Below are 16,080 nucleotides of genomic sequence, written 5' to 3'. Positions count from 1 at the left end.
CCAATTGCTTGCGATGGGTGTTTTCCACCACTCACCCGTCGTCGTACGGGACGATCATCGTCGCTTCGCTCCGCCCCCGCTCGGTCGTCACCTGCACGTCGAACGCCGCCGCGAGGACGTGCGTCTCGCCGGTCCGATTCTGGACGACGACGCCGCGGCTGGCCTCGCACGCACCGAACTGTCGGTTCGGCCCGCGTGTCGCCGCACAGCGTTCGTCGGCCCACGCTTGCGCTGCCGACCGGTTGTACGCCACCCGGTACACGGTTCCTGATTCGACGCGGGAGGACCGGAGCGCGCCTATCGTCGGTCGGAGGCTCGCTCGCACCGCCGAGATGGCCGCCTCCCGACGGTTCCATCGATACGACGACGGGACTCCGTCGGCCGCACCGTGAACGCCACGCGAGAGGACGCGCTGTGCGTTCCCGACGGGAGCGTCGTAATCGCCGCTTGCGGCTACATCCGCGCTGTAGCCCAGTTGCAGGTAGGCGAACACCGCGGGCGCGAGCGCGACGGCGACCACGGCCGCCGCCGTGAGGACGAGTTGAGCGCGATTTTTCATACGTACCACACCCAGATGGTCACGTCGCCGTTGGTGGTCGTCACCGTCGAGACGCCGACCGGGACGCCGCCCGGTTTTCGATAGCCGACCGAACCGTTCGGCGTCTCGACCCGGAACATCAGGTTGTCCGGGAGGATGCGGTCCACGCGTGTCTCCAGCGCGTTCTTCTCGCGGCGGAACGACTCCTTCGACTCGATTATCTCCGCCAACCGCGTCGCACCGTGGTGTCGCGGGGCCTCGTGGACGAGCACCGCCCCGGAATCCTTCGCGTACAGGTCGAGTTGCGTTCCGCGCGTGTTCGGCGACGGAACGCCGAACGCGAACCCCATCGTGACGCCGAGGACGAGTACGACGCCGATTCCCGCTTCAACGACGGACAGCGACAGTTGAGCGCGGGACGACCGTGAGCCGTCACGCGGCGTCTCGCTACGTCCGCTACGCATCGATCGTCACCGCCAGAACCGCTTTTCGGGTTTTCGCCGGGTAATAGGTGACGTTGACGCTGCCCGTCGGAAGGTTTCCGTCCGCTTCGAACGAGAATCGAGTCGTCTCGAACCGCGAAAGAGGAACGTGAAACTGCCCGTCGATACCCGACGCGTTTCGCAACACCACCCGACCGTTCGCTCGGACGACACTCACGGTCGTCCCGTCCGGCGGGTGAAGGGCGAGCGTCGCGTTCGGCGTGCGGCGTGGGAGGGTGAACTGGGGGTCGCTCGTCGACAACGGCGGCGTCAGCGTCACCGCGCTCCGATTCTCGACGAGGACGATTCGGCGAATCGTCACGCCGCCTGTCGGTGAGCCCCGTTCGGCGACGACGGTCCCGCCGAGGCGAATGCGGACGTCCCGTTCGCCGACCACCGGAAACCACTCCGTCAGCCGACTCGCGTCGAATCGGTCGAGCGTCGTCGCGTTGACGACGCTCGACCGAACCGTCAACGGACTGTCCGCCGAGACGAGTCGTTCGCTCGTCGCCACGGCGGCCCGCCGCGTCGTTGGATTCCTGTCCGCACCGAGCAACGCCCTGTCGGCGATGCCGACGCTCAGTCCCGTCACCATCGTCAGGATGAGCAGTGCGACCGCCAACGCGGGCAAGTTCATCTGCGCGCGTCCCTCCAATCCGTATCGCCGCTCACGACGCATCGGACTCATCGCTTTTCACCTCGTTTCAGTTCCACGACGAGGCCGTCCGGACCGCTTCGAACCGTGATTAACGCCGGTTCACGACTCGACCAGTTTCCGCGCACGGTCGCCACCCGCGACGGAAGGGCGAGTCGCACGCTCGAGTTCAGTCGGTGGTTCGGGTGGTCGAGCGTCAGTGTTGTTCCGTCGGCCCGGATGATGTACCCACGTCCGCGAACGGTTTCCGGCAACGAGACGCGGGTTCGAACGTCGACGTTCGTTCCGGCCTCGGGAACCGCCTGTTGGATTCGCTCGGCCGACTTCGACAGCACGCGCTGTCCCATCTCGTCGCCGACGGCCGTTCTGTACTTGGGAACGACGCCGCCGTACAAGGTGGTCGTCAGCAGGCCGATATACAGCACGACGAGTCCGGCTTCGAGCACCTTACCGATGACCGGGCTGACCGCCCGGTCGTCCGTTTTGTTCACTCCGTCGGCGGCGCTGCGCGCTCGTCCGCCCATCACAGCACCTCCATGTGCATGTCGTGAACGACGAGGTAGCAAAATCGCGTTCCGGGGTACCGCGCGACGACGCTCGGAACCCCGTCGCCGTCGAAGTCCCGAGTCGTCGTCGTGGCGTTCTGCCGCTCGAAGTAGCGACCCCACGCGTCGGGCGTTTTCGTTTCCACCGCGACCCGGTAGGTTCCGTTGCCGAGCGCCGTTCGGTCGTGCGTGACATTCGTGCGGACGACCGCGGATTCGCCGCGCTTCGATACGACCGTCCGACCGGAGGCGTTGAGCTTCGCGGCCCCGACGACGAGGACGCCACCGCGTTCGGACGACGTGATGGGTGGGCGGGAGTCCATCCTCCCGGCATCGCCCGTTCCCTGGACGACCGCTCCGGCGAGGTCGGTGACGCGTCTGTCACCGTTCGTGAAGACGAGGGCGTCCACGCGGACGACTCGGACGGTCCCCGATTCGTTGAGAACGCGGAGTTCTCGGCCCTCGGTCGTCAGTTTTCCTGCCGAAAACGCCACGCGACCGCGATGGATGCCGGTCGCTTCCACCGGGTTGAGTGCCCGATTCATGTCCGTAGCGACCCGGGCCGCGTCCGCCGTCGCGGCGTTGCTCTGGACGACCATCCCGACGCTCGCCGTCAGCGACGCGAGCGAGAGCATGACGACGCCGAGCAGGAGGGCGACGCCGATGACGTTGGACTGCCCTCTGGCGTTCGATTTTCCCCGGACGTTCGACTCGCCGCGAGTCATACCATTCCCACCCCCGCGAAGACGAAATACGCGACCGCCACGAGCGCCGCCGAGTGGAGCAACGCCTCGTAGAAGCCACGACTGGCGTACCCCGCGAACCAACCGCACGCGAGCATGGTCGCTTGGGTGACGACGTAGAACCGATGGCGGTCTCGGGCGGGTTGCACCGCGTGCGGGTCGAGCGCGAATCCGGCGCTGGACGAGGAGACCGCCGACAACTGCGAGAAGCTGTCGAGCACGTAGGCGTTGACCGCGACCATGATGCCGACGACGAGCAGTGCGGTCATCCACCCCACGACGACGTACACGAGCATGTTCGACCGGAGCGATTTCTTCTGGTGGTAGAGCCGCCCGATTTCGACCTGTAGCGTGTCGAACACAGTTTCGGTGTCGCCGCCGACGTCCAGCGTTCCGGTGACGAGGCCGATGGTTTGGTCCGCGAGCGGTGTCCCGACGTCCTCGACGAATCGAGAGAGGGCGTCGCGTCGGAGGTCGCCCTCGCGGCTGGTGAGGTTCGAACTGAACGCGAGGTCGTTGACGTTCGGCTGGAGCGCGCCGAGGTCCACGTCCCGTGCGACGCGCTCGACGGCCGTGGAGAAGGGTCGGCCGAGGCTGACGTGACTCGATACCGCGTGCACGAAGTCTTTTATCTCCCGGTCCTTCGCGTCGTCGCGGCGGGACCGGCGAACTGACACCACCCCGACCGGGAGCGCGAACGCGACGTACGAGAGGAGAGCCGTGTTGACCGGCGTGTACTTCAGATACCAGAGAAGCCCACCCACGGCGACCGTCGCCGGGGCGAGGACGGCGGCCGTGTTCGCCGGATTGATGAGGACCGTACGGAACAGGTCCGAGACGCGGTTCGAGCGCGAGTGGGTCGGCGGAGATTGGTCCGCCGGACGGAGCGAGGACACCAACACCGCCGCGCCCGCTCCGATGACGAGGATGAAGGCACCGCTCGCGTAGACGATGAACGCTCGGACGGAAAGCCCGCCGAACGGCGGCGGGGCCGGTTTTGATAATCCCGGCGCGAGGACGCTCATCACCGTCAGCACGATGACGAGCAGCGCCGGAACGACCAGCAGGACGATGAACATCTCCGCCAACAGTTCGAGGAAGTCCTGTGCCTGTTCGTGCGACCGCGACTGCCTGTGGCTCAGCATCCGTCCCTCCATCTGGAGGTACTGCTCCAACGCGTCCGGTCCCTGTTCCGCGTGCTCGCGGAACTTGAGCAGGAACGGCGCGAGCACGTCCCGCGACGGCGTGTCGCGGGCGACGATTCGCAGACCGTCGTCGACGCTGCCGGTCAGCGCGGCCTTGTTCAGTACCTTCCGGAACGCGACCGCGGTTTCGCCGTAGGATTCCTCGCGGTCGGCGACTTTTCGGAGCATCTCCAGCAGGTCGTCGCTCCCGGACGAGAGTGCCCGGAGATAGCGGACCGCACCCGGAAGCGTTCGCTCGATGTTCGACTGGCGGGCGCTCGCCGCCCACCCGAGATACAACCCCCCGAACCAGACGGTGAGTCGCTTTCCGAGCGCCGCACAGCAAAAGGAGACCCCTGCCGCGGCGTACACCCGCGGGACGCGCGGAATCGGGACGTACTCCACGACCGGAACGCCGCCGTGGAGGAACGACGCGAACTGCGCCAGAACGGTCGGCGGAATGGCGAGCGTGAGGAGGAGAACCCACGCGAACGTTCCCAGAAATGCGACCCACGAGAGGCCATAGATTCGTGAGAGGAACACGTCGAAACTGGCGTTCACGTCGGTCGCGCGGTACCGCTTTCTGTTCCGGTCGTGTCGCCGCCGGTCGGCGTGGCGGGAAAACAGCGCGTAGAGCGCGCGGTCGAAGAGGCCGAGCGACGATTCGAAGGTCGTTGTTTTCGAAGCGTCTCCGCTCGATTCGGTCGTGAGGCTCACCCGCTCACCTCCCGCGAAACCCGCTCCACCGTCGCCGCCTCGTTGTTCTGGAGGTCGGCGAGGAACGAGAACAGTTCGTCGAAGTCGGTCACGCCCTCGCGCTCCAGATACTGCACGTAGCGGTGTTTACGGTGGAACTCGGCCTCGACTTCCTCGACGCTCCGGTCGGTTCGGTGGGCGAGGCGGTGGAAGAACCGAAAGCCGATGTTCCGCTCGTCGTCGCCGAGGTGCGGGTGGTCGTACTTCGTGTGGAACGACCCGTCGTGCTCCCGCCACGCGAGGGCGTTCCAGTGAATCGTCGTGCCGTCCTTCGTGACTGTCCCACAGCGGCCGTCCAGTTCGGCCAACTCGTCCTCGGTCACTAGTTCGACGACTTCGCCGACGTAGCGCTCGCCGTCCACGTTGCGGGGGAACACCACGAGGTCGATTTCTTGGAGGAGATAGGAGGAAAGCCCCTGTTCGACCACTCGGTTGACGAGTTTCTCGATGTTCTCTGCGTGGGTCGTCCCGAGGAGTCCGTGACCCGTGTTCAGCGATTCGGCGAACGTCCGAAACGAGGCGGGGGTGTTGATTTCCGCGATGACCTCCACGTCCGGGTTGAGGTAGTTACACTCGGTCATCAGATCCGCCATCGTCACGCGTTTGTAGTCGTTTTCGTGGTCGCGGGTGGTGAGCGAGACACCCGTTTCGTGCGGCAGGCGCACCTCGCGGGACCCCTCGTCGATGCTGATGGGTCGGTCGCGGTACGGGATGAACGGCATGTGCGCGTTCATGAGGGTCGTCTTGCCGACGCCCGTTTGTCCCGAAAACAGCGCGACGCCGTGGTGTTCGTACAGTTGCCAGAGGAAGGTGACGATTTCGGTCGAGATGCTGTCGGCGTCGAGCAGGTCGACGGGGGTCATCGTGTCCGGCGCCTGCTTCCGAATGGAGATGTGCGGACCGTCCTCCGAAATGACCGGGAGGGCGACGGCACAGCGGATGGTCTCCTCGTCGGCCACGCCGTCGAGCGAGAGGTTCACCTTCGCGCTGGGGTTGCTGGCGTTGAGTTCCACGCCGTCCGAGGCGGCCATCTGGGTGACGACGTTGACGAACGCCGATTCGTCCTCGAACGCGAGGTTCGTCGGGATGCGCTCGCCGTGTCCGATGGCGCGGCCGCGGGGAACGACCTTGATTCGCTCGCCGACGCGATTCGCCTCGATGTCTTCGAGTAGACCGTCCCGGATGGGTATCGTCAGCTTTCCGTGCCCGACGTAATCGCGGAGGACGTAGTACACGAGGTCGGTGAGTCGGTCGTCCGAGAAGCGGTGGTCCACCGGCGGGACCGCGAGGTCGTACTCCGCCAGCGCGGTTCGAACGCGATACTTCGCCGCGTCGAACCACGCGCGGGTGTTCCGGGCGGTGAGCCGCCGCGAGAGGAACTGCGTCGCCCGCGAGCGGACGAACGCGGCGCGGTCGTCCACGATGTCGCCGACGTGGGTCTCCCAGATGCGGTCCTTACACTCCTCGATGAGGCGGTCGTCGTCCGGCAGGAGGTTCGGTTCGAGGACGGCGTACTTCGTGGCGAACGAATCCGTCCCGAGCAGGTGCTCCTGATAGACGACGACCGGAATTCGAAAGTCCCGGAAATCGACCGTGTGCGTCTCGATTCGCTCGCTGGCGAAGCGAGCCAGATAGTCGGCGTCGGCCGGGAGGTCCGTGTCGGCGGGTGCGTAGTCCTCGGTGTGGACGACGAGCTGGTCCCCCGCGGCGTCGGCGACTTCTATCTGGTCGTCCAGCGCCAACGGCGTGAGTCGCCCGAGACAGAGTAACTCGGCCAGCGCGTGATACTCGACCCGGCGACGGGCCGAATGTGAGAGGTCTGTCAGCCTGTCGATGGCGCGGCGGTACTTCGGTTCGAACCCCTGCTCGACGCACTCGACTGCTCCCTCGCGGGTGAGCGGCCGTCGGAGGTTCGCGGTGGCGAAGTACTCCCGAACCCGGTCGAGCGCGTTCTCGTCCGCCGCGCCGAGCGCTGGCGTTCGAACGCCGTAGCGGAACCCGTCGTCCGTCTCCCGAACCGTAGCGACCACGCCGGGGTGGAGTTCGCGCTGGTCGCGCACGTCGGGCGCGTACCACGCGTCGGAGTCGTCCGGCGGAATCGGCGGGGGAACCGCCTCCGTATCCGGTGTGTCAGAATCCGTCGATATATCCAACGAAGACATGTCGTTATAGATATATTCGGTCGCCCATTCTGATTTAAACCTTCGGAATCCGATACATTATATAAAAATCACATCCCGTATATTTATGTGCGGTAGTCGTACAACGCTACGTTCTCCATGAAATTTCCATCTTGAAACTTCAGCAGTGGTCACGATTTCGACATCGGTCACGACTTCAGCAGCAGCGAACACTTCGGGTACGTAGTCAGCGTGCACCGAAAGGAATAGACGCCTGCTTCGAGTGGCTACGACGTATGCGCTTGGCACGGATACGGACCGCAGATGGGGTGCTGACTGGTGAATACGAGGGCGGAGCGGTAGACACCGGCTCCGAGTCGTACCTCGTCGGTGACGACGCCGAACTGCTCGCTCCCTGCGAACCGTCGGCGCTGTACTGCGTCGGGCGAAACTACGCGACGACGAACGACCAGATGGGGTACGAGCGACCCGAGCGTCCCGACTGGTTCATCAAGCCGCCGGTGTCGGTTCTTCCGCACGGTGCGGCACTCCCGTATCCCGACTGGACGAGCGAACTGACGTACGCCGGAGAACTCGCCGCCGTTATCGACGGTCGATGCACGAACCTCGACGTTAGCGACGTGGACGACGCGGTTCGCGGATACACGATACTAAACGACCTCGATGCGCTCGACCAGGACGGGCGAACCGCCCGGAAAGCGTTCGACGGCTCGGCTCCGTTGGGTCCGTGGGTCGAGACGGAGTTGGACCCCTCGGACGTCGAGATGACGACGCACGTCGGCGGCGACCTTCGGCAGGAGGCGAACACCTCGGAGATGCTGTTTTCCCCGCGCGAAGTCGTCGCGTTCCTCTCGGAGCGGTACACGTTCCAACCGGGCGACGTCGTTTCGTTCGGCAGCCCCGCCAACCCCGGTCTCGTTCGTCCCGGCGAGGCGGTCGAAATCCGATACGACGGTATCGGAACGCTCCGAAACACGATAGTCGACGCTAACTAATCACGCGAGAACGGCGTATCGATGGCACGGAGACGCCGAGAGAATCGAACTACCAGCGCCCGGATATTTATTATCTATGCCGATGGAAATCAGTGTATGTATCCCACCGTGGGAGATACTCTCTCCCTAACGGCCGAGAAGAACCCGGACCGCACCGCACTGGTGTACCCGCGAAAGGACCAGAACTGGACGTATCGGGAGTTCGACGAGCGAGTGAACCGACTCGCCAACGCGCTCTCCGAACGCGGTGTCGAGAAGGGAGATCGCGTCTCGACGCTCCTGTTCAACACCAGTGAACTGGTGCTCACGATGTACGCCGCCTCGAAACTCGGTGCGGTGTTCAACCCGCTCAACTTTCGCCTGCCCGCCGGAGAGGTGGCGTACATCCTGAACGACGCCGAGAGTTCGGTGCTCGTCTACGAAGACGCGGTGGCGGAGGTTGTCGAGACGGCCAGAGACGACCTGGAAACGGTCGACGAGTTCGTCCACGTCGACGACCCGGATGCGGACACGTATTTCTACGACCTGATCGCGGACCAATCGGCGGCGGAGCCGAACGCGAACGTTTCGGATGAGGACGACTACATCGTCATGTACACCAGCGGTACCACCGGGCGGCCGAAGGGCGTCGTCCACGCCCACCGAGACATGATAGAACACAGCATGTCCGTTCTCGTGGACCAGCAACTCACCCGAGACGACGTTGGCCTCTCGGCGGCACCGCTCTATCACTCCGCGGAACTCCACGTCTTCCTCATTCCGCGAATTCACGTGGGCGCGACGAACGTCATCCAGCACGCCTTCGACCCGGAGGAAACGCTCTCGATGCTCGTGGAACACGACGTGACGGTCCTGTTCGGCGCGCCGACGATGTGGCTGGCGATGCTCCAAGCGACCCCGGAATCCTACGACCTCTCCGCGCTCCGATTGGGCGGGTACGGCGGCGCGAGCATGGCACCGGCGACCATCCGCGACGTCCACGAGCGAATCGGCTGTGGCCTCATCCAGTACTACGGCATGACCGAACTCGGCCCGGCGGTCACGGTGCTCTACCCGGACGAGCAACTGGAGAAGGCGGGCAGCGCCGGGATTCCGATACTCAACCACGACGTCCGCGTCGCCCGTCTCGACGAGGACGGAAACGCGCTCGCGCCGGACGAAGAAGCACCACCCGGAACCGTCGGCGAAATCATCGTTCAGGGTCCGGCGCTGATGCGGGAGTACTGGAACAGTCCCGAGAAGACCGACGCGGCCATCCGCGACGGGTGGTACTACTCCGGCGACCTCGGCTACGCCGACGAGGACGGCTACGTCTGGGTCAAAGACCGCGCGGACGACATGATAATCAGCGGCGGGGAGAACATCTACCCGCGAGAGGTCGAAGACACGCTCCTCGAACACCCCGACGTGATCGAGGCGGCGGTCGTCGGCACGCCCGACGACGAGTGGGGCGAGAAAGTGGTCGCGTACGTCGCCGCCGAACTGGGGACGACCGCGGAAACGCTCGATTCGTTCCTCCTCGGGAACGACGACCTCGCCGACTTCAAGCGGCCGCGCGAGTACGCCTTCGTCGACGAACTGCCGAAGACGCCCAGCGGGAAGATTCAGAAGTTCGAACTCCGGGAGGACGACGCGTAGGGGGACGGCAGTGGAACGTAATCGTCAGGGGGTTTCGGTGTCCGTTCGGAGTGCCGTCAGTCGTCTCTCTCCGCAGATTCCGTGACCGTGCGTGATACCCAGCCGCCAACGATTGCACAGAGCGCCGCACCGAACCCATTAATCGCCATCACGAAGACGACCCACAGCGCTCCGACGACGACAGCAAATCCTTGGATGTCCAACGACGCCGAAATCTCCGAGGCGACGAAGTTCACCGAGGTCCAGAAAATCGGTAGGCTACCGACGACCCCCGTTCGAAAGCCGGCACGTCGCACCGACCTCGATTGCGTTTCATAGTACAGCCCTGACGCGAACCCTGCTATGAGCACCGGACTCATTTCGAGTGAGGACGGATGGGACGTCAGCACCATCGTGAAGGGTATCGAAGCGAGACCGAGGAGGACATCTACGCCGATACGTTCACGTAGCCAGTAAGAAAATCCATCGGTATTAGCAGTCATAATCACTCCTGAGAACTATATTTCGTCGTTCACATTAAATATCACCTGGATTCCAAAAGAGGGATTGGCAAGTGTTCGAGATTGGCAGATTCCATCTAATAGGCGGTTTTCGGTGCCGTCTTGCGGCGTTTACCGTTCGTAAACGACTTCCATTCCACTGGTACACGCTCAAGTAGTTCCAGTATCGAGAGTATAACATATCTATGGTCGAAGTAGAAAACCTCCGGAAGGAATACGGCGGCTTCACGGCCGTCGAGGGGAGCAGTTTCTCCGTCTCTGAGGGGGAGGTGTTCGGGGTCATTGGGCCGAACGGCGCGGGGAAGACGACGACCCTGAAGATGCTCGCCGGACTCATCGAACCGACCGCCGGGAGCGCGCGGGTCGCGGGGTACGACGCGCAGGACCCCGAGATGCGGACCCGACTCGGGTTTCTCCCCGAGGAGTCGCCGCTGTACGAGGACATGACGCCGCTGTCGTACCTGTCCTTTTTCGCCGACCTCTACGACGTGCCGAGCGGCGTCGCCGACGAGCGGATTCACCGCACGCTGGACCGCCTCGAACTCGACCACCGCGAGCGACGACTGGGGGACATGTCCAAAGGAATGTGCCGGAAGGTGGCCATCGCCCGCTCGCTGGTCAACGACCCGGCGGTGCTGATTTACGACGAACCGGCGAGCGGGTTGGACCCGCTCACGACGAACTACATCATCGAGTTCACGCGCGAGTTGCGCGATTCGGGGAAGACGGTCGTCTTCAGCGCTCACAACCTCTTTCACGTCGAGAGCATCTGTGACCGCATCGTCGTGATGAACAACGGCCGAATCGTCGCGGGCGGGAGCGTCGAAGACCTCCGCGAGGAACACGGCCGGACCGAGTACCACGTCTCCACGACGGTCGAGGTGGCCGACGCGGTGCGGGAGAACGGAACCTACCGCCGCGTCGTCGAAAGCATGGACGCCGTGGCCGAGACGCGGGAACGCGCGGAAGCGGCCGGGGGGAGCGTCGTGGACATCGAGACGCGCTCGCCCAGTTTGGAGGACATCTTCCTCGATTTGGCGACCGACGCGCCGGACGTGGAGGGGCGTCCGTGAAACGCCGCAAGACGCTCCGCATCGCGCGCTGGGAGGTGAGCAAGAACGCGGGGCAGTTCGACCGCCGGACGCTCGCCGTCGTCGCCGTCGTCCTCCTGTTCGTCGCCGTGCTAACCCCGATGGTCGCCAGTCGGGGGAACACCGTAGACGACGGCATCTACCGCGTCGGCGTCAGCGAGGACAGCCAGTACTACGGTCCGGTCACGACCGACCCGACGTTCGTGGCCGTCGAACCGACCGCGGAGACCTACGAGTCGGGCGAATTCGACGTGTTCGTCTGCACCGGTGACGCCGTTCCGAACTGTCCTCGGGACGCGCTGCGTTACAAGGATTCGCCCAAAGGCAAGGCGGCGCTCGCCGAACTGCGGACGACGGTCGAGCGGTACAACGACGAACGGATGGCCGAAGAACCGGACCGTGCCGCCGCGTTTCCGGTGAACGTCACGCTCCGGTACGTCCAGCAGAACGTCATTGCCGGTGCTCCCGGAGCGGGAAAAAGTGGAGCAAGCGGACCCGGCGCGGGTAACGGAATCACCACCCGCACCACGACGGCGGGCGAGACGCGCCTCGGCGGAAGCGACGGTGCCGGAAGCGGTGGTGCCGGAACGGACGGAATGGGCGGAAACGACGCGGGCGGTCGGGACGGGTCGGCGAACGGGTCCGTCGCGGCCCCGTCGGTCGGTGCCGGGTCGTCCATCTTCGTCGATAACGAGCGACAGGGGACGCCCTCCGACATCTCGCCGCCGTTCCCGTTCGAGTCGCTGGTGCTCGCGTTCGCGTTCATCCTGCCGATGAACTTCGTGATTCAGGCCTACGCGAGCAGCGTCATCGAGGAGCGCATCAACGACCGCGGCGAGTTGCTCCTCGTCTCGCCGGTGTCCCGCGGCGACATCATCGTCGGCAAGACCCTGCCGTACTTCGTCGGCATGGTCGCCATCGCAACGGTGACGGCGGTCGGCATCGTGCAGTTTACCCCCAACGTCGGTTCCGAACCGCTGGCCGTCGCGGGTGCGGTGGTGACGGCCGTCTCCGCGGTGGTTCCCATCGCGCTGTTGTTCCTCGCCAGCGCGTTCGTCGGCGCGATGTTCGCCCGGTCGTTCAAGGAACTAACGTTCGTCACGGTGTCGCTCAGCGTCTTCCTCACCTCCTACGCGTTCGTGCCGTCCGTGTTCACCGACGTGCATCCCATCGCGTCCATCTCGCCGCTGTCGCTGGTAGTTCGCGTCCTGCAGGGCGAGTCTGTCGCGCTCGGCCAGTACGCCTTCTCGACGCTGCCGCTGTTTCTCACGGCGGGCGTGTTGTTCGCGCTCGGCGGGGGCGTCTACCACGAGGAGGACATGTTCACCCAGCGCCCGGTGACGCTGAAGGCGCTCGACGCGCTCGACAGTCAACTTCACGGGATGCGGAGCGTCGCAAAATGCAGCGCGCTCTCGATTCCGTTCGTCTTCGTCGCCGAACTCCTCGCGGTGGCGCTCCTCTTCGCGCTCCCCGTGGACCTCTCGATTCCCGTGTTGCTTCTCGCAATCGCGTTCATCGAGGAGGTCGCAAAGAGCGTCCACGTCTACGCCGGGTTCTCCCACTCGCGGTTCGACCGCTCGCTTCGGACGGTGGGGAGCCTCGGCCTGCTGAGCGGCTTCGGCTTCTTCGTCGGCGAGAAACTGACCGCCATCGCCCAGTTGGTCGGACTTCCGAACCTCGAACTTGGGCGGGCGGCGTTCGGTGCTACCACCGGCCTCGGCGTGAACGCCTCGCCGCTCGTCTTGCTCGGCCTGCTGTTCGCGCCGCTCGCGCTCCATTCGGTCACGGCGACCGTCACGGCCTACGGTGCCAGCAAGGACCGAAATTGGTACGCGTGGACGCTCGTCGTCACGACGCTGGTTCACGCCGCCTACAACCTAACGGTGGTGAACGCCCTTGGATAAGCGCCTCACCGTCGCGCGGAGGGAGTTGGCGTCGCTCAGGAGCGAGAAGACCATCGTGCTGGCGATACTGATCCAGTTGCTCATCGCGGCGTTCTCGTCGTTCCTCGCGGTCGGACTGGTGTCGATGTACGACCCCGGGTCCTCCTCGAACGGCTTCGTCGTCTCGTTCGGCGTGACGGGGGACGCGAGCGCCGACCTCGCGCCCGTCCTCGCTTCCGACGATAGCTGGGAGGCGGTTCACTACCGGACCCAGCGCGCCGCGATGCGCGACTTCCGGTCCGGGAGAATACACGCCGTACTCGCCGTCGACCGCACCGCGGACGGAAGCGTCCGCGTGACCGCCATCGCTCCGGATGGCAACATCAAGACGACGCTCGTCGTGACCCAGATAAAAGAGGTGCTCGACAAACTCGAACGCCGCGAGCGGGCGCGGTTCGCCTCCCGACTTGAACGGTCGCCCGTCGCGCCGCCGCCCGAGACGGGTGCGAGTCCGTACTTCGGGTTCACGTACACGGTGCTCATTCCGCTGTTGATGTTCCTCCCGGTGTTCATCAGCGGGAGCGTCGCCGTGGACACCATCGCCGAGGAGTACGACCGCGGAACCCTCGAACTCCTCCGCGTGACGCCGCTGACTGGCGTGGACATCGTGGACGGCAAACTGTTGGCGATGGGAATACTCGCGCCCGTGCAGGCCGCGGCGTGGTTGGTGCTCCTCTCGTTCAACGGGACCGACGTCGCCAATCCGATCGAAATCGTGGCGCTCGTCGCGGCCTTCTCGGTCGCCATCGTGGCTATCGGCGCGATACTCGCGTTGCGGTTCCGCGACAGAAAGCAGGCCCAGTTCCTGTTCTCGATGGCGATGCTCGTCGTCTTCAGCGGGACGTACCTCCTGCCGGAAGCGCCCGCGAACACCGTGGCGAGGCTCGCCATCGGCAGTCCGACGCCGTTCACGCACGCGATGGTGGCGTTATATCTGGTGTGTTCGCTCGCGGGTTACGCGCTGGTCCGCCGAGTCGTCGGTGTCCGGGGGCTTTTGACGACCGCGTGAGTTCGGTGCGTCGGAGAATCCGACCGAGACGGAAGTTTCCACCGTTCAACAAATCGCGGAGAGTATAGTGTCGAATCCCGTACATACTATCGATATATAGTATTTTGAATTAATCTAGAATCCTATTATAAATATTATAGCGATGGCGGGTGTAAATCGGGATATGGTGTCAGAACGACTCCAGACGTTGAATCGGCGAACGTTCGTTGGAACCGGGGCCGCGGTCGCCAGCACCGCTCTGGCTGGCGTCGGAACCGCACAGCAGCGGTGTTCCGACGACGACGAAGGTGATCACGGAGCGGACGACGACCACGGGCGCGGTGGCGGAGACGACGAGGACGACATCACGTACGTCGCTCACCGCGGGTACAAGGGACTCCACCCGGAGAACACGCTCCGTGCGTTCGAGGCGGCCTCGCGGACGGCGGACATGATAGAGCTCGACATCATGCCGTGTGCGGACGGCGAAATCGTCGTCTTCCACGACGAGAAACTCGGCGCGCGCGACGGCGGTACCCGCGGCCTCACCGACCAGCACGGGTACGTCTGGGAGAACGACTGCGAGACGGTGTTGAACGCGAACGTCCTCGGGAGCGGGGAAACCGTGCCGCTCCTCTCCGAGGCGTTGGCGGCCATTCCGAATCACGTCGACGTGAACATCGAGTTCAAGAACCCCGGGTCGGCGGAGGCGCAGTCCTCGACGAATCTCTCCGGCGCGGAACTGGAGGCCGGAAAGGAGCGATGGCGGTCGTTCACCGAGGACGCGCTCGACATCGTTGCCGAGCACGGAAACGACGTCCTCGTCTCCTCGTTCTACGAGGCGGCCATCGCCACCGTCCGCGAGGTGAACCCGGACATCCCCGTCGGCTATCTCCTCTGGGATTCCATCGAACGCGGCCTCGACATCGTTCGGGAGTACGACTGCGAGGCGGTCAACCCGCCGTACAACATGGTGAAAGGGTCGCCGTTCTTCGACGACCCCTACTACCTCGACGACCCGGACTTCGCGGACATCGACCTCGTGCAGGTCGCCCACGACGAGGGCCGCGAGGTCAACGTCTACACCCTCGATACGTGGTATCAGGCCGAGCAACTCGCGGAGGCAGGCGTGGACGGACTCATCGTGAACTACCCGAACCTGCTCCGAGAGTAGCCGCTTCGTGAGCCCGAAGAACGTATTTTTTGAACGGCCTCCACGGACCGACACGCTCGAATCGCGCCGAAAAGCGGACCGCTCGTGAGGTTACATCTCGACGGTCGTCCCGCAGTCGGGACATTCGAGGTACACCCCGTCGTCGCCCATCTTGAACGCGAGAACGTCGCTCTCACACTCCGGACAGGGCTGTGCGACGCGGACATCGGTCGAGTCCCGCGGCGCACCGAGCGCGAGCGCGACCACTTCGTCGTCCGATTCGTTGCGCCCTTGCTGGAACTCTCCCGGCGGGAATCGAATCGCTTCCCCGGCGCCCACCTCGACGGTTTCGCTTTCGGCGTCCGGCTCGGGTTTGGTCTCGAACGTCGCGGTCCCCGAGACGATGTAGAATATCTCCTCTTGGTCGAGGTGCGTGTGCAGTCCGCCCGAGAAGGCATCGCCCGGTTCGAGGGCGTAGTGATTGATTGACATATCGTCCGTCTCCAGCTCGTTCGAGAGCCCGCGACGGTCGGCGTCGCCCATTCCTCCGGATTCCACGTCGTCGATATCGATTCGCTGCATACGTTGTGTTCACTTCTCGCGGGTCATAGGTTTATTGCCTCCTCACGTTCGGGGGTGGCCTCGTCTCGCGACCAGCGGACGGATACCGCGATTCCGACCGCTCTTTCCGAGTCACATCTCGTCCGTCGCCGGTGCCGGACGGGATT

General features: G+C 64.6%; 15 protein-coding genes. 6 read left to right on the top strand and 9 right to left on the bottom strand.

Annotated features, from left to right (window positions below; genetic code table 11):
- Positions 1–31 precede the first annotated feature (31 nt).
- Genes V5735_RS06840 through V5735_RS06810 form a run of 7 tightly spaced genes read right to left on the bottom strand, consistent with a single transcriptional unit; the run spans position 32 to position 7,065 of the window.
- Positions 32–559 (bottom strand): DUF7261 family protein, encoded by a 528-nt coding sequence (locus V5735_RS06840; protein WP_423745668.1) that lies wholly within the window; start codon positions 557–559, stop codon positions 32–34.
- The gene (locus V5735_RS06835) at positions 556–1,002 is read right to left on the bottom strand and encodes a DUF7262 family protein (RefSeq protein ID WP_423745667.1); all 447 of its coding nucleotides are present in this window, start codon (positions 1,000–1,002) and stop codon (positions 556–558) included. Before V5735_RS06835 ends, V5735_RS06840 begins: the two co-directional genes overlap by 4 nt.
- Positions 995–1,708 (bottom strand): DUF7263 family protein, encoded by a 714-nt coding sequence (locus V5735_RS06830; RefSeq protein WP_423745666.1) that lies wholly within the window; start codon positions 1,706–1,708, stop codon positions 995–997. Before V5735_RS06830 ends, V5735_RS06835 begins: the two co-directional genes overlap by 8 nt.
- Positions 1,705–2,199, bottom strand: a complete 495-nt coding sequence (locus tag V5735_RS06825) for a DUF7266 family protein (protein ID WP_423745665.1) — start codon at positions 2,197–2,199, stop codon at positions 1,705–1,707. The genes V5735_RS06830 and V5735_RS06825 overlap by 4 nt, the downstream gene beginning before the upstream one ends.
- On the bottom strand, positions 2,199–2,945 hold the full coding sequence (locus V5735_RS06820) for a DUF7289 family protein (protein WP_423745664.1): 747 nt from the start codon (positions 2,943–2,945) through the stop codon (positions 2,199–2,201). Before V5735_RS06820 ends, V5735_RS06825 begins: the two co-directional genes overlap by 1 nt.
- Complete coding sequence (locus V5735_RS06815; RefSeq protein WP_423745663.1) at positions 2,942–4,864, bottom strand: type II secretion system F family protein; 1,923 nt, start codon at positions 4,862–4,864, stop codon at positions 2,942–2,944. The genes V5735_RS06820 and V5735_RS06815 overlap by 4 nt, the downstream gene beginning before the upstream one ends.
- Positions 4,861–7,065, bottom strand: a complete 2,205-nt coding sequence (locus tag V5735_RS06810; protein ID WP_423745662.1) for a type II/IV secretion system ATPase subunit — start codon at positions 7,063–7,065, stop codon at positions 4,861–4,863. The genes V5735_RS06815 and V5735_RS06810 overlap by 4 nt, the downstream gene beginning before the upstream one ends.
- Before the next feature lie 254 nt (positions 7,066–7,319).
- Between V5735_RS06810 and V5735_RS06805 the strand changes: the two genes are divergently transcribed.
- Both V5735_RS06805 and V5735_RS06800 read left to right on the top strand, forming a co-directional pair.
- Positions 7,320–8,039 (top strand): fumarylacetoacetate hydrolase family protein, encoded by a 720-nt coding sequence (locus V5735_RS06805; protein WP_423745661.1) that lies wholly within the window; start codon positions 7,320–7,322, stop codon positions 8,037–8,039.
- 96 nt (positions 8,040–8,135) lie between these two features.
- Complete coding sequence (locus tag V5735_RS06800; protein WP_423745660.1) at positions 8,136–9,677, top strand: long-chain-fatty-acid--CoA ligase; 1,542 nt, start codon at positions 8,136–8,138, stop codon at positions 9,675–9,677.
- 56 nt (positions 9,678–9,733) lie between these two features.
- Here the strand turns inward: V5735_RS06800 and V5735_RS06795 are convergent, their stop codons facing one another.
- A complete protein-coding gene (locus V5735_RS06795) occupies positions 9,734–10,159 on the bottom strand; it encodes a DUF5518 domain-containing protein (RefSeq protein ID WP_423745659.1) in 426 nt (141 codons plus the stop codon).
- A gap of 203 nt (positions 10,160–10,362) precedes the next feature.
- Here V5735_RS06795 and V5735_RS06790 point away from each other — a divergent pair, with 203 nt between their 5' ends.
- The 4 genes from V5735_RS06790 to V5735_RS06775 all read left to right on the top strand — a co-directional run bounded on the left by V5735_RS06790 (position 10,363) and on the right by V5735_RS06775 (position 15,373).
- The gene (locus V5735_RS06790) at positions 10,363–11,250 is read left to right on the top strand and encodes an ATP-binding cassette domain-containing protein (RefSeq protein ID WP_423745658.1); all 888 of its coding nucleotides are present in this window, start codon (positions 10,363–10,365) and stop codon (positions 11,248–11,250) included.
- Positions 11,247–13,172, top strand: coding sequence for an ABC transporter permease subunit (locus V5735_RS06785; protein ID WP_423745657.1), 1,926 nt, complete (start codon positions 11,247–11,249; stop codon positions 13,170–13,172). Before V5735_RS06790 ends, V5735_RS06785 begins: the two co-directional genes overlap by 4 nt.
- A gap of 25 nt (positions 13,173–13,197) precedes the next feature.
- The gene (locus V5735_RS06780) at positions 13,198–14,220 is read left to right on the top strand and encodes an ABC transporter permease (RefSeq protein WP_423746001.1); all 1,023 of its coding nucleotides are present in this window, start codon (positions 13,198–13,200) and stop codon (positions 14,218–14,220) included.
- Between the two features lie 163 nt (positions 14,221–14,383).
- Positions 14,384–15,373 (top strand): glycerophosphodiester phosphodiesterase, encoded by a 990-nt coding sequence (locus tag V5735_RS06775; protein ID WP_423745656.1) that lies wholly within the window; start codon positions 14,384–14,386, stop codon positions 15,371–15,373.
- A gap of 90 nt (positions 15,374–15,463) precedes the next feature.
- Here the strand turns inward: V5735_RS06775 and V5735_RS06770 are convergent, their stop codons facing one another.
- Positions 15,464–15,934 carry a cupin domain-containing protein gene (locus V5735_RS06770; protein ID WP_423745655.1) on the bottom strand — a complete coding sequence of 157 codons (471 nt, stop codon included), beginning with the start codon at positions 15,932–15,934 and terminating at the stop codon, positions 15,464–15,466.
- Between the last annotated feature and the right edge of the window lie 146 nt (positions 15,935–16,080).

Origin of the sequence: Haladaptatus sp. SPP-AMP-3 (genome assembly GCF_049568665.1) — an archaeon.
In the GTDB taxonomy this organism is placed as follows: domain Archaea; phylum Halobacteriota; class Halobacteria; order Halobacteriales; family Haladaptataceae; genus Haladaptatus; species Haladaptatus paucihalophilus.
Note: the sequence above shows the minus strand (reverse complement) of the source record. Positions and strands in the feature narration are given on the sequence as shown.